General features: G+C 48.4%; 12 protein-coding genes and 1 rRNA gene. All 13 read right to left on the bottom strand.

Annotated features, from left to right (window positions below; genetic code table 11):
• Positions 1-71: ribosomal RNA gene (locus AC58VC_RS32130) — 16S ribosomal RNA — on the bottom strand; the annotation flags it as partial.
• 222 nt (positions 72-293) lie between these two features.
• On the bottom strand, positions 294-1,268 hold the full coding sequence (locus AC58VC_RS32125) for a DUF1835 domain-containing protein (RefSeq protein WP_497375000.1): 975 nt from the start codon (positions 1,266-1,268) through the stop codon (positions 294-296).
• Positions 1,269-1,296: 28 nt separating this feature from the next.
• A complete protein-coding gene (ligA, locus tag AC58VC_RS32120) occupies positions 1,297-3,318 on the bottom strand; it encodes an NAD-dependent DNA ligase LigA (protein ID WP_497374998.1) in 2,022 nt (673 codons plus the stop codon).
• A 50-nt stretch (positions 3,319-3,368) separates the two neighbouring features.
• Complete coding sequence (gene pcrA, locus AC58VC_RS32115; RefSeq protein ID WP_497374996.1) at positions 3,369-5,726, bottom strand: DNA helicase PcrA; 2,358 nt, start codon at positions 5,724-5,726, stop codon at positions 3,369-3,371.
• Positions 5,727-5,731: 5 nt separating this feature from the next.
• Positions 5,732-6,433, bottom strand: coding sequence for a heptaprenylglyceryl phosphate synthase (gene pcrB / locus AC58VC_RS32110; protein WP_497374994.1), 702 nt, complete (start codon positions 6,431-6,433; stop codon positions 5,732-5,734).
• A gap of 180 nt (positions 6,434-6,613) precedes the next feature.
• The gene (locus AC58VC_RS32105) at positions 6,614-7,042 is read right to left on the bottom strand and encodes a hypothetical protein (RefSeq protein WP_497374992.1); all 429 of its coding nucleotides are present in this window, start codon (positions 7,040-7,042) and stop codon (positions 6,614-6,616) included.
• Positions 7,043-7,233: 191 nt separating this feature from the next.
• On the bottom strand, positions 7,234-7,974 hold the full coding sequence (locus AC58VC_RS32100) for a spore coat protein (protein WP_497374990.1): 741 nt from the start codon (positions 7,972-7,974) through the stop codon (positions 7,234-7,236).
• Positions 7,975-8,001: 27 nt separating this feature from the next.
• Complete coding sequence (locus AC58VC_RS32095; protein ID WP_497374989.1) at positions 8,002-8,226, bottom strand: hypothetical protein; 225 nt, start codon at positions 8,224-8,226, stop codon at positions 8,002-8,004.
• Positions 8,227-8,394: 168 nt separating this feature from the next.
• Positions 8,395-8,556, bottom strand: coding sequence for a hypothetical protein (locus tag AC58VC_RS32090; protein WP_497374987.1), 162 nt, complete (start codon positions 8,554-8,556; stop codon positions 8,395-8,397).
• Between the two features lie 69 nt (positions 8,557-8,625).
• Positions 8,626-9,558 (bottom strand): DUF4340 domain-containing protein, encoded by a 933-nt coding sequence (locus AC58VC_RS32085; RefSeq protein ID WP_497374985.1) that lies wholly within the window; start codon positions 9,556-9,558, stop codon positions 8,626-8,628.
• Positions 9,555-10,943: a GldG family protein gene (locus AC58VC_RS32080; RefSeq protein ID WP_497374983.1), complete on the bottom strand. Its 1,389-nt coding sequence runs from the start codon at positions 10,941-10,943 to the stop codon at positions 9,555-9,557. Before AC58VC_RS32080 ends, AC58VC_RS32085 begins: the two co-directional genes overlap by 4 nt.
• A 5-nt stretch (positions 10,944-10,948) precedes the next feature.
• Positions 10,949-11,665: an ABC transporter permease subunit gene (locus AC58VC_RS32075; RefSeq protein WP_497374981.1), complete on the bottom strand. Its 717-nt coding sequence runs from the start codon at positions 11,663-11,665 to the stop codon at positions 10,949-10,951.
• Positions 11,658-12,701, bottom strand: coding sequence for an ABC transporter ATP-binding protein (locus AC58VC_RS32070; protein ID WP_497374979.1), 1,044 nt, complete (start codon positions 12,699-12,701; stop codon positions 11,658-11,660). Before AC58VC_RS32070 ends, AC58VC_RS32075 begins: the two co-directional genes overlap by 8 nt.
• Between the last annotated feature and the right edge of the window lie 319 nt (positions 12,702-13,020).

The raw sequence follows: 13,020 nt of genomic DNA, 5'->3' as shown, positions 1-13,020 counted from the left end.
CTCCGCTCGACTTGCATGTATTAGGCACGCCGCCAGCGTTCGTCCTGAGCCAGGATCAAACTCTCCATAGTAGAAAAGCTTAATTGTACTCATTGACTTGCTAGCGAGATTTTGCAATCTCATTGTGTCGCTTGCGCGACTGATTTTGCTGATTCACTTCATCTATTTGTTCAGTTTTCAAAGAGCTTTATTGCGTTACCGTTTAAAGCGTTAATGTGTCGCTCTTGCGGTGACAAGAACATATACTATCAGGTTTCAAAACCAATTGCAAGCATCTTTTTATATACATTATCTTACAGCCTCAGAAACCTTGATTCTACTATGTCTAGGCGCCAGATGTGCTGTTTCCCATGCAAATGGACACCACCAATCCAATCGTTAATACCATTCAAAGCGATGTGATCTTCTTTACCCGTGAGAACTAGTCTACCCGTATCTGTTAATCTTACTCGCCAATTCTCGAACTGAACCGGTAACGGTTCGCCGTATTTGGGCAGTCTGACTCCTCCAGTAAGAGAGATTAACGGATGATCACATAACCGGAGCTGCTCTAACATGCCCCAGAACTGCAAATCGCCTAAGCCATAGTCACTGGCTTTCTCGCTTACTATTTGGAATAGAGAGTATAGAGAAACCTCGCTACGATCAATTTCCTCAAGAATGAGCTGCTCTAGACTGCTCAGACCATTTTGCATAGAGGGATAACGCCCTAAATTAACCTCTAGCGCCCTTTTAAGAAAAGAAAGCTCCGACAAGTCCTCCACCATTAAAGCTAGCAAAGACAGCGGCTCCGAGGCAGAATAGGCACTCCATACCTTAGCAGCAATATTAAGCTGCCCCTCTGTTGCTGGCGACACCTCACTGTAAAGTTCCGTAATTTGATATTCAATCTTTTGATCATACTGGATAAGTGATAATTGAATTGATCCATTATGCAGAGCAGATAGTCGCGATAGTATGTAACAGAGCATCAATTGGTCAAAAAGATCCTGATCAAACCACAGGACAATTTCATTAACCTCTCTTAAGAGCACATCCAATTGCTTTTCTTGATGAAGTGTTGTGGACGTAAACATATCTTCTGGGATCTCATGCTTTTGAAACATATAAGAAGCCCTAATGGGTAAAAGGAGACTATCCGACATTCGCATGCCAATAGGTCCTTCATATAGAGACTCGCGCCACACCAGTATTTCGCCATCTATGCTCGACTTACGCAGTTTATCTCCAAAAGCGTCTCCGTTCACAATATGCAGCTTACCTGTCATGGCGCAACCCTCTTTTCAAAAATTTAAATTAACCTTCACCCAGCAGCTGCAAAAGCTCCTGCTCATCATCAATAATCCGAATGCCAAGTTCCTGAGCTTTGGTCAACTTGCTGCCAGCGCTCTCGCCTGCAATAACAATGTCCGTTTTCTTAGATACGCTGCCGGTGATTTTGGCCCCAAGCGCTTCAAGCTTCTTGGCGCATTCGTCACGCCCCATGGTGGAAAGCGTACCTGTAAGAACAACTGTTTTGCCAAAAAACGGGCTATCCGGACTAGCCATCACGACTGCAGATTCTTCGGCAATCGGATTGACGCCTGCGGCCAACATACGCTCAATACTGGATACCATCACAGGGTCACGGAAGAAAGAATAAATGCTCTCAGCGACAATGCCTCCCACGTCAGGGAGCGTGATCAGCTCTTCCGGCGTTGCCGCCATGATTTTGGACAAGCTGCGGTAATGATCGGCCAGTACTTTCGTTGTCGTTTTGCCGGAGTTGGGAATACCTAATGCATATAGGAACGACGCGAGGTCGCGGGATTTACTTTTCTCCAGCGCGCCCAGCAGGTTATTGACCTTCTTCTCTCCGAAGCGGTCAAGCTTCACCAGATCGTCAAACTGCAGCGAATAGAGATCCGCAGGATCATTGACGCCAAGCTCTTGGTGCAACTGCGAAGCCGTCATCTCGCTGAAGAACTCAATGTCCATAGCATCGCGCGAGGCAAAATGCGACATACGTCCAACGAGCTGCGGACTGCAGCCAAGCCGGTTCAAACAGAATAGATGCGCGCCACGCATCTCAAGCTCACTGCCGCAGGAAGGGCAATGCGTCGGAGCGACGATTTCCCCGCCGTCATTCTCCTCGGTCACTTTGCCGAGAATTTCGGGAATGACGTCATTGGAGCGACGAATGTAGACGAGGCTGCCTAAGGCGTGCTTGAGGTTCTTACGTTCGATGTCGCCGACATTGTTCAACGTACAGTTCTGTACGGTAACGCCAGCGAGATCTACGGCTTCTACGCGGGCTAACGGCGTAATTTTGCCGGTACGGCCTACTTCCCAGGATACGCTTTGCAGGATCGTTGTTGCTTCTTCCGCCTCGAACTTGTACGCGATAGCCCAACGAGGGAACTTCTCCGTATAGCCAAGCACTTCCCGTGTGCGCATGTCCGTTAGCTTCACAACGCTACCATCGATGAGGAAATCAAAGCCTAAGCGCTCTTCCGCGATCCTCTCCAGCTCTGTGCGTACTTCTTCGATCGTATTGAAATAACGTGTACGGTTACTGATTTTGAAATGGTTGTCCCTTAGAAACTGAACCATATCCGCATGGTTTGCAAATTGAATATTGTCCGAATAACCTACGTTATAGAAAAAAGCGTTCAACTTACGCTCTGCAGTCATTTTAGGATTCAAGTTGCGCAGCGCTCCGGCGGCCGCATTTCGAGCGTTTTTGAGCGGCTCTGCGGCAGTCTGGTTGTACGCTTCAAGGACAGATAGGAACATCATGCCTTCACCCTGCACTTCAATCGTCCCTTGATCATAGGGAATTTCGAGGGGGATGGATTTAATGGTCTTAATCTGCGCTAAAATCCCTTCTCCTACGGTACCATTCCCACGTGTGGAGGCTTGTTTAAGCTGTCCCGCTTCATAGGTAAGATTGAGCGTAAGTCCATCAAACTTTAATTCCACCACATAGGTCGGCTCGGGCAGAGGGGTTTCCGGGTTTTTGCTGTTATAGTCGGCAATCAGCTTAAGTACGCGTGTATGCCAAGTTTGTAGATCCTCCGCATTTTGCGCTTTATCCAAGCTCCAAAGACGGGCTAAATGGCGGTGCGGGTCAAAACCCTTCAGGATGGCGCCGCCCACACGCTGCGTCGGGGAAGAGGGCAGGATTGTCCCTGTCTCCTTCTCCAGCAATGCTAATCTATCATATAAAGCGTCCCACTCAGCATCCGAAATCGTCGGTTGATCGAGCGTGTAATAATTATGATTGTGTTTGTTTATTTCTTGGATGAGGGTTTTCATTGCCGCGATGGCATCTGTCATTACGGGCTCTTCCTCTCTAATGGGAAATAGGTATTCCTTGTAGCCGGCCCCTACAACTTCGTAATAGGGGCGAATTTCGCCAACAGGCGCTTTAAGCCATTAGGCGCCGGGAAAGCAATTTGCAGCTCGGTGTCATCACCCGAGCCTTTCACGGACACAACGGTGCCGACGCCCCACTTGCCATGCGACACTTTGTCGCTGGCTTTGTAGTCCGGCACCGCGCCGCCTGCGGCAGGCTGCGGAGCCCGGAAAGCAGGCGGCTTCGCAGCCGCTGCAGGGCTTGGCGCAGCCGCGCCGGCACTTGGCCGTCCGAATGAGGACGGCGTGCCCCAGGTAGACGAGCCGGCGGTTGTGCCGCGGCTCGTGGAGGAGGCGGCGGCGCTTCCGCCTCCACTGCTGCCCCACGAGCTGGTGCGGCCAGCTCGGGAGAAGCCTCCGCCGATGGAGCCTCCCATCGAGACTTTCTCCAGGAGTTCCGGCGGAATCTCCTGGAGGAATCGCGATGGCGCGTTAGCGGCGGTGCGGCCAAAGAGCGTGCGCATACGCGCGCACGTGAGGAAAAGCTCTTCCTCCGCGCGCGTGATGCCGACATAGGCTAGCCGGCGCTCCTCTTCGAGCTCTTCGTTATCCGCAAAAGCACGGCTGTGCGGGAAGACGCCTTCTTCCATCCCGATGATGAAAACAACCGGGAATTCCAGACCTTTGGCGCTGTGCATCGTCATTAATACGACAGCGTCCTGTTCTTCCTCTGGTTGGTCTTTATCCAAGGTATCGATATCGGCGATAAGCGCCAAATCGGTCAGGAACGAGATGAGGGACTTGTCCTCGTTGCGTTTCTCAAAGTCCATCGTCACGGACAGGAACTCTTCAATATTTTCGAGGCGAGCTTTGGATTCAATCGTATTCTCTCGCTGCATCTCCACACGGTACTGGGATAATTCCAGCACCTTCTCGGTAAGTTCCGTTACGGATAAGTATTCAACCATCCGGTTCAGATTATCGATCATCTCACGGAAATCAGCCAACGCATGCTTCGCCTTTGAATTGATCTCCAGAACATCGATTTCCTCCAACATGGCAAATAACGAAATACCGCGGCGTCCCGCCATATCTGCGACTTTATCCATCGTGGTGCCACCGATGCCCCTCTTCGGCACGTTAACGACCCGATTCAAGCTAATATCATCGTTGGGATTGGAAATGAGCCTCAGGTAAGCCAAAATATCCTTGATCTCTTTGCGATCGTAGAACTTCACGCCGCCAACAATCGTATACGAAATGTCGGATTTAATGAGAATTTCCTCTATCACCCGTGATTGAGCATTCGTCCGGTAGAGAATCGCATGATCGGCGAACTTTTTACCCTTGGACTTGTTTTTATTAATTTCACTTGTAATGAAATAGCCTTCTTCATGCTCCGTGTCAGCTTGAAATAGCTTGATGCCTACGCCGCCTTCTTTATCCGTCCACAGATTTTTGGGTTTGCGACCCGTATTATTGGCAATCACTTTATTCGCCGCCGTCAAAATATTCGAGGTGGAGCGATAATTTTGCTCTAATAAAATAGAAGTAGCATCTGGGTAATCTTGTTCAAAATTAAGGATATTCGTAATATCGGCGCCGCGCCAACGGTAGATGGACTGATCGCTGTCCCCTACAACACAAATGCGCTTATGTTTGGCAGCAATCATTTGACACAGCATATACTGCGCCCTATTCGTATCTTGATACTCATCGACGTGGATATATTGGAATTTGTTTTGGTAGTAATCCAGAACTTCTGGTACTTCCTTAAACAAATGAATGGTTGCCATAATCAGGTCATCGAAATCCAGGGAGTTGTTGCTTCTCAGCTTTTTTTGGTAGAGCGTATAAATTTTTGAGGTCAGTCCGTCGAAGTAGTCGCCTATTTTATCTTCAAATTGTTTAGGAGAAATAAGTTCGTTTTTGGCTGTAGAGATGGCTGCTTGAAACGTTTTGGGCTCAAACTTCTTCGTATCGATGTTGAGTTCTTTGCAGCAGGTTTTAATCACAGAGAGTTGATCGCCTGAATCCAGAATCGTAAAATTCGAAGTGAAACCGATTCGCGAAATATCTCTGCGCAGCATACGCACACACATGGAGTGAAATGTAGAAACCCAAATATCGTTCCCGCTCCCGCCGACTAGCTTGCCAACACGATCCTGCATTTCGCGCGCTGCCTTATTCGTAAATGTTAACGCTAGAATGCTCCATGGCGCCGCCCTGCGCGTGCCGATCAGATAAGCAATCCGATGCGTGAGCACACGCGTCTTTCCGCTTCCCGCTCCAGCCATAATCAAAAGTGGACCGTCAACCGCTTCGACCGCTTTGCGCTGCTGGGGATTCAACCTTTTAATCGCATCTAAGATATTGACTGTCTCGTTCATTAAAGTTACCTTCCTGTTCTATCAAAATTCACGTTCACCGTCTGAAGCGCCTGCTCCAGATCACTATAGATGATGTTGCCTACGACAATGGTATCTGCAACTTCCGCTGCTTGCTGCGCTTTGGCCAAGCTGTCGATGCCGCCCCCATAAAATAAACGGGCATTCTCCAGAACTTGCCGCGTCCTCCGCACCAGCTCCATATCGCCGAACACACCACTGTATTCCAAATATACAATTGGCATATGAAATAACTTGTCCGCCATGCGCGCGTAAGCCGCAACATCTTTGGCATTCAAGTTCGCACGAGCTTTCGTCAGCTTCGCCGCTGCAGCCTCGCTGTTGAGAATCACATAACCTTCCGCTATAATTTCATCCCAATTCAGCAGAGAACCATACTCCTTCAATGCTTCATGATGCTGCCCGACGATCCAATTCGGATCTTCCGCATTAAGCACCACCGGAATAAAAAAGAGATCGAACCCAGGGACGATAGCCTCTTGGCTAGAAATTTCAAGGACACAAGGCAATTCATACTGACGAATCCGGGCCATAAGGTCTACGGTATTATCAAACGTTACGCCCGTTGAACCCCCAACCATAATCGCATCTGTTCCCGACTGACAAACGAGATTAAGCGCTTCGTCGGAAATGTCGCGATCAGGGTCCAGCTTAAAAACATGTTTCCACTTCCGTATATCGACGATCAATTGTTTCCCTCCGATTAGGCGGCAATACTGCCATACTATCAACAGTCTATGCTACGCATTCGGGTGTGTCAAATGACAAAAGACGGGCTATTTGCCCGTCTTTTCAAAGAATATGCTTGCAGCGTGTTCCGATCTTCACCCGAGCTTGTTTTCCGCCCAAATACGCACAAATGTTCCCACTTATTTCACTTCAATATTAAGGATTTTCTCGACATTGAGATCTTTGTGGTCATTTTGCTGAAGCTCAAGGCGGATTTCGTGTTTACCAGCAGCTAAATTATTCAGCGTTAACGGACCCGTTTTACCGATCATCGCCTTTTGCTTGCCATCAACGTACAGATGCAGATGTCCTTGCCCCTGCACATTCGCTTTATCCATACTATCGGCCGATAATTGGAAATTTGTTGTCTCGTACGTAATTGTTACATTTCTGCCATCCACTTTAGAAACTTGTGCGTCAATGGCTGGCTTAGCACCTGAAGCCACTGTTGTCGCTACCTTGGGGCCTGCTCCAGTTGAACTAATGACTTCCTCTTTAGAACCGCATGCAGTTGTAACTGCTCCAAGTAACATTAAAGTCGCTGCGCCGTAAATCCATGTTTTTTTCATCAGCTCTACTCCCTTTTCCCATAAGTTTGGACATCCTTGTTCCTTATATATGTGTGACAAGCTGGTTCCATTCCAGGATTATGAGAAAAGTGGGACAAATTTAATAAAAATAATTTCGATGCAGAAAAAACGAAGACGCCCTAAGCTAAGTGCTGCGGACGTCTTTTGTCTTTTTGAGATGAGGGAGTCGATTAAAAGCTATATTTGCTGCCCTCGTGCTGTTTGTTCGTATAGGAGTTCTCACCTGTCACATTAGAGGATTGGCGAGAAGCGATGCTTGGATTGGCCGACTTGGCCGCCATACCAGCATTCTCTGATGCTCCGTAAGCGGATGATGCCCCATAGTTCTGAGAGTAGCCGTTGCTCGTTTGGCCGTAGCCCTGCCCTTGATTATTATGCACGGCATTCGGATATTGGGACGCACTTATCATCGGTTGAATGGCTGACTGATGTAAGCCTGCGATTGGGTTGTGCTGCTGGCTTTGCGTTTGCTGGTGCTGATTATCAGAGTACTGATGCTGATGCTGTTGGTGCTGCTGATGCGAAGTCCCCATCGGCTCTTGCTGTTGGTAGTTCATCGTCGGCGCATGGCTCAAATTTTGCTGCACAAACGACTGTAACTGTGCTGCGGTCTGGCTTTGTTTCTGCAACTCCTGTTGGATTTGCTGCTGCTCTGCTGGTTGAACCTGGTAGTAGCCGAGTTTTTGGATTTCTTGAAATAAAGTCGCATGGCATTGAAGTGTCTTTAACAGTAAAGCTTGAAATGTCTGTTTAATCTGAGGATTAACAGCCTCTGTTACCGCTGTTGTGTACTCCCCTGCACTGCGTTTCAGCTCGGATAGAACTAAATTAGCAAGATCCTGCTCTTGCAATTGCACCTGATGTTGCTGCTGTTGCTGATGTTGTTGTTGGTAGGGATTTTGTTGATACATGCTTCTTGCACCTCCTCTATGTACGTGTTAGTGGGTCAAGCCTGATTGCTGCTGCAGCGTGTTGATGAGGATGTTGACGCTTTGGAGCCGTTCCTGGGAAAGCTGAGACATAGTTTGCTTCAATGATGGACTTTGGCTGCCAACAGAAGCGTGTACGCAAAGCTTTGCTAACAAATCTTCGTTCTTCAACGTATCCGATAGGTACGAGAGCTCCTTGCCGGTAATGGTTTGGTTCCCTTGATTGTTGTACATGTGAATGTTACCCTCCTTTCCATTCCTTCTTTGTAGGTTTCCCAAAATCTTCCGTTTTATGTCATTTGGTAAAAAAAACCTGTAACTCGGCAGTGGCTGGCTGAGAGTACCTGCCTCGTGCCGCGCGGGAGGCAGGCATTGTTGCTGCTGTAACGATGTAATTCATCGTTAGGCGTGTAATTGCTCCGAATGCTCAGGCCATAACGATGTAAAACATCGCTGCATGCCTCGTGCCGCGCGGAAGCCGGGCGTGATTGCTGCTGCAAAGATGTGAATCATCGTTAGGCGCGCAAATGCTCCTGCCGCGCAGGCAGTAACGATGTAAAACATCATTACAGCAAGAGGAACCTGTCCAATAGAAAAAGCCCCCGCACAGCAAAGGCTGTCAGGGGCTTCTTTCTATGACGCAGGCTGCGCCGTCTTACCGGCATACGCATCCGCTAATTTCTGTATATCTTCCATCGCAAGCTGGTAGGACCATGTCCCGCCTTGCTTGGCCAGCCAGACTTGGTCTTGGCTTACCTTACCTTCATAAACCTCGGTAACGTCTTTGCCGTCTACGGACAAACCAAGCTCAACTTTAAGCTCGCCGCCAGCCGTTGGTTTCTGAGCGAGTGGCTGCGGCAGCTCCGTGCTGTGCAAGAAGACCAGCTCATCCAGCAAAGGACTCGCATCCGCACCCTTCAGCTCCTTATCGCCAAGCTTCCAGTTCGCCTCAGCGGCAACTTTGTCCTTGTCCGTTTTGGCGAGTGTCCAGGTCTGACCTTTCCACGTGACCTTCACCGACTGAACCTTGTCATTCTCGACTTTGAACGGACTTGTTTCGGCAAAATCGACTGGAGCCTTGTTCAGCGAAGATAATGTTTGATCACTAACTTGGTACACAGCAGGAGAACCCTCTACCTGAACGTAGGAGAAACCTTCGATTGGGAGAGCGGTTCCGACTAGAAGCCCCTTCTTGGAGCCATCTTTCATCGTGACTTCATAAGTGCCAATAGGCTTATCTAGTCCGTAATTGGCTAAATTGCTCGCTTGCTCTTCTACCACTTTGGTGGAAGTAACGATACCGATGGCATCCAACCACGCATCTACCTGATTCGTATTCATCGGCGCCGCAGCCGGCTTTTTCATCTCCCAGCCACTGTCTGTGCGATTCAGATCAATCTGCTGCTCTTCGGTTTTCACCGTAAGTGCCTGTACATCCTCTTGTTTTAGAGTGAGAAGAGTCTTCGGTTCTTCTTGTTTCTCTTGAAAGAAGTTTTTGCTCGAAGCGTACCAGAAACCGCCGATACAAATAACCACTAACAGAATTGTAGGAATAAACCGTTTCATCCTCTTCTCCTCCTCCACCAGATCAAGCCGCCAATGACTAAGAACAAGAGCGGTAAGAACACGATCGTGACTAAGAAAATCGTATTCGCCTGGCTAGGCGTAATCATCGCTTGCTGGAACGCATCTCCTTGACGCGGACGAATCGTAATTTGATCCTTCTGTTCTTGCAGCCAGCCGATACTATTCATCGCAAAATCTTTGTTTCCTTGATTTTGAATGTCTTGATCCAGCACGAACGTCGAACCACCCAGAATAACAGCCTTAGGCTTGTTATCTTTATTCGAAATCGCATACCCTAAATTGAGCGGGCCTTTGACATCCGTAGCATCCTGTTTGGTTTTGGATTGTGCAAGCAGGTTAATATCGGTTTCACCGTAAGCTTTGTCAGTCGTCTTCAAAAGCAGTGATTGCGTGTAATCCGGAGCACTCTCATCTGCATTCAAACTAACTGCCAGCGACAGCATTGTAACGAGATTATTACTGGAGAGCTTGTTCGTAATGTCATGAGGACCGTAGTCCGGAATAATCGTCAACGGATCATACAGCGATGTTTGTTTAGGTTCAATAGCAATCGCGTGTTGATCTTGGATACCATACGTTTTCATGATGGCATCGATATTTTTCCACTTGGTCGCCATATCTTTATCAAAGCCCAGCGCCATGTAGATCTTACCCTTATCCTTCAAATAGGCCTTAATCAGCTCGGCTTCTTTATCGTTCAAATCGTTTTGCGGACCCAGCAGCATGAGCATCTGCGCATCGTCAGGTATTTTACCCTCAACGTAAAGATTGAGATCCTTCACCGTGTAATTTGCGGCTTCCAGACTGCTTTTCAAAATCGTCATCGCATTCAATGGATACTCTTGATGACCGGAAAGCATGTACACCGTGTGTTTCTCCGTAGAAGTTAAGCTCGTAATGGCTTGCGTGAACTTCTCTTCCCCTGAAAACGTGTAAGATCCATCCTGCTGACCCACGAACAACTCGTAGAAATTCACGTTCTGTTTCTTGCTGCCCATTTCAAAAATGAGCGTACCGCCTTGGTCGACGCCATATTGCTTAGCCATAGATGGCTGTTTCAGCATATCGTATTCATCATACGTAATTTTGCTGCTTTGCTTCTTGTACTCCTGGACCATATCCGTAACCTGACGCGTCACGAATTCATTGTTGTCACCACTATTTGTAAAAGCAATGACATGAATATCTTGATTTAAGTTTTTAAGCGTGTTGACCGTTTGCTCCGATAGCGTAAAATTTTTGTTTTTCGTCAAATCGACCTGAAAGCCTTTCAGCGAGTGAAGGAAAATGGTCAGAATGATGAAAATACCGATCACCGCGATGGATAAAACTGTCGCATTCGTTCCCCGTATCCACTTGTTCATCCCGCTCACCTCCAACGCTTTCTTTCAAGGACTTGTATGCTAAGAACGAGAAATACTGCGGTTAATGTGACATAAAAGAGGATGTCGCCGCCATGTAGAACACCTTTTTGCAGGTTCGACAAATGGCTCGTCAATGAGAATTGACCGACATAATCTTTCAATTTGCCTGTCATGCTGGAGCTCACCCAATCAAGCAGCCACAGCAGCAGCAAAATCACAAAACCCGTAATACCGGCAACCATCTGGTTGTTAGAAAGGCTTGATGCGAACAAACCGATAGCCATCATCGCGCAGCCTATTAGGAACATACTTAGATAGGACAGCCATAGAACCGGCTTATCCATCTCACCGAAGGTTGACATGATGAGCGGATAAATCAAGGAAATTGCCACAAGTCCTACCTGCACGATAAAAGTGGATAAATATTTGCCCATCACAATTTCACCAATACCTGCAGGCGATGTAAGCAGCAGCTCATCCGTGCCTTGGCGGAATTCATCCGCGATCAAACGCATCGTCAATAATGGGATAATAAACAGATAAACAAACGAGGTGTTACCTACCACAGAACGCGCATCAATGATCGGCGGCTGACCGCTTACAAAGTTGATATAGAAAAAGAAGCTAGACAGCAGCACATAAAAAGCGAAGGCTACATAAGCAACTGGCGAAAAGAAATACATTTGCAGCTCTTTCGAGCAGATCGCCCAGATTTTACGCATCGTTGTCTACCTCCTCATCCGATTTGCTGTCCGCTTCGGCAGGCTCGTCCGTTGTCAGCTTGAGGAAGATATCCTCTAGGCTGAGGCTTTCCCGCTTCATCTCCAGGATCGGATACCCTGCGCCAGCTAGGCGGAAGAACAGATCCTCACGGATATCGGAGCGATCCGCAGAGGTGACGAGCAGCTTCACGGACTCCGCTTCCTTGACGGCGGCAGGAGCTTCTTCAGCTGCAGGCTCTGCGGATGCAGTTACAGGAAGAGCTGGAGCATCTAGCTCCTTGACATCAGCAACCGTATCCAGGCTGCGCAGCTCGGTCAAAATCCGCTCGCGAGGTCCCTTGACCTCGAGCGACACTTCAAACGTCTCGCCCATCGTGCGGCCGAGATTCTCAGGACGCTCGTCGAGCACGACGCGACCTTGGTTAATAATGAGAACGCGGTTACATATCGCGTTAATTTCCGGCAAAATGTGCGTGCTCAGCAGCACCGTGTGGTTCTCACCCAGCTCATGAATCAGCTGGCGGATTTCGATGATCTGCTTCGGATCGAGGCCTGACGTAGGCTCGTCCAGAATCAGCAGATCCGGTTGGTGCAGAATCGCTTGCGCAAGGCCCAAGCGCTGTTTGTAGCCTTTGGACAGTGAGCGAATGATCTGCTTCTCGCGACCTTGCAGACCGAGCTTGTCGATCGCTTCGCCGACGCGCAGCTTCTGCTCCCGTGCCGGCACATCGCGAAGATTCGCGATAAAGCGCAGGTACGACTGCACCGTCATTTCCGGATAAAGCGGCGGCGTTTCCGGCAAATAGCCGATTTTGCGGCGCGCTTTCTTCGGGTTGTCCGTCATGGAGTGGCCATCCACCAGGATTTGGCCGTGCGTCGGATTCAAGTAACCAGTGATCATGCGCATTGTCGTTGTTTTGCCAGCACCATTGGGCCCTAAAAAGCCGACGATTTCGCCGCGCTGCATCGAGAAGTCGATGTTGTGTACGCCGCGATCATTTTCGTACAGCTTGCTGACTTGTTTGACCTCAAGCATCCAAGATCCCCCATTCATTCTTTCGTTCATAGTAACCATCATCACTATACCCGTGGAACAATAAACCAACCTTAAGCAAATCTGAAAAATACATTAAAAAATTGTGTCCAGATTGTGAACAAAATAAGCCTTTAATGTGCAGAAATTGGTTGGGGAGAGGAAAATGATTGAAAATGGTGGTCTTTTGAGGAACTGCAATCCACTATTATTGCACAAGGTTGAGCTTTCGCTGGCTGGGGAGAACTACAGGGAGAAGGCCAATTCCTTCGCCTCAGGTAAAAAAGAACGAGACCCTTACATGTAGCGCTATGTAAATCAT

Source organism: Paenibacillus sp. J22R67, assembly GCF_059692175.1.
The sequence above is the reverse complement of the archived record's forward strand: the minus strand, read 5'-3'. Positions and strand labels throughout refer to the sequence as shown.

What these genes read in the sequence shown, in the direction of transcription:
- AC58VC_RS32125 (WP_497375000.1), bottom strand. Translation starts at nt 1,268, where the DNA reads ATGACAGGTAAGCTGCATATTGTGAACGGAGACGCTTTTGGAGATAAA.
- ligA (WP_497374998.1), bottom strand. Translation starts at nt 3,318, where the DNA reads ATGACAGATGCCATCGCGGCAATGAAAACCCTCATCCAAGAAATAAAC.
- pcrA (WP_497374996.1), bottom strand. Translation starts at nt 5,726, where the DNA reads ATGAACGAGACAGTCAATATCTTAGATGCGATTAAAAGGTTGAATCCC.
- AC58VC_RS32105 (WP_497374992.1), bottom strand. Translation starts at nt 7,042, where the DNA reads ATGAAAAAAACATGGATTTACGGCGCAGCGACTTTAATGTTACTTGGA.
- AC58VC_RS32100 (WP_497374990.1), bottom strand. Translation starts at nt 7,974, where the DNA reads ATGTATCAACAAAATCCCTACCAACAACAACATCAGCAACAGCAGCAA.
- AC58VC_RS32095 (WP_497374989.1), bottom strand. Translation starts at nt 8,226, where the DNA reads ATGTACAACAATCAAGGGAACCAAACCATTACCGGCAAGGAGCTCTCG.
- AC58VC_RS32090 (WP_497374987.1), bottom strand. Translation starts at nt 8,556, where the DNA reads ATGTTTTACATCGTTACTGCCTGCGCGGCAGGAGCATTTGCGCGCCTA.
- AC58VC_RS32085 (WP_497374985.1), bottom strand. Translation starts at nt 9,558, where the DNA reads ATGAAACGGTTTATTCCTACAATTCTGTTAGTGGTTATTTGTATCGGC.
- AC58VC_RS32080 (WP_497374983.1), bottom strand. Translation starts at nt 10,943, where the DNA reads ATGAACAAGTGGATACGGGGAACGAATGCGACAGTTTTATCCATCGCG.
- AC58VC_RS32075 (WP_497374981.1), bottom strand. Translation starts at nt 11,665, where the DNA reads ATGCGTAAAATCTGGGCGATCTGCTCGAAAGAGCTGCAAATGTATTTC.
- AC58VC_RS32070 (WP_497374979.1), bottom strand. Translation starts at nt 12,701, where the DNA reads ATGCTTGAGGTCAAACAAGTCAGCAAGCTGTACGAAAATGATCGCGGC.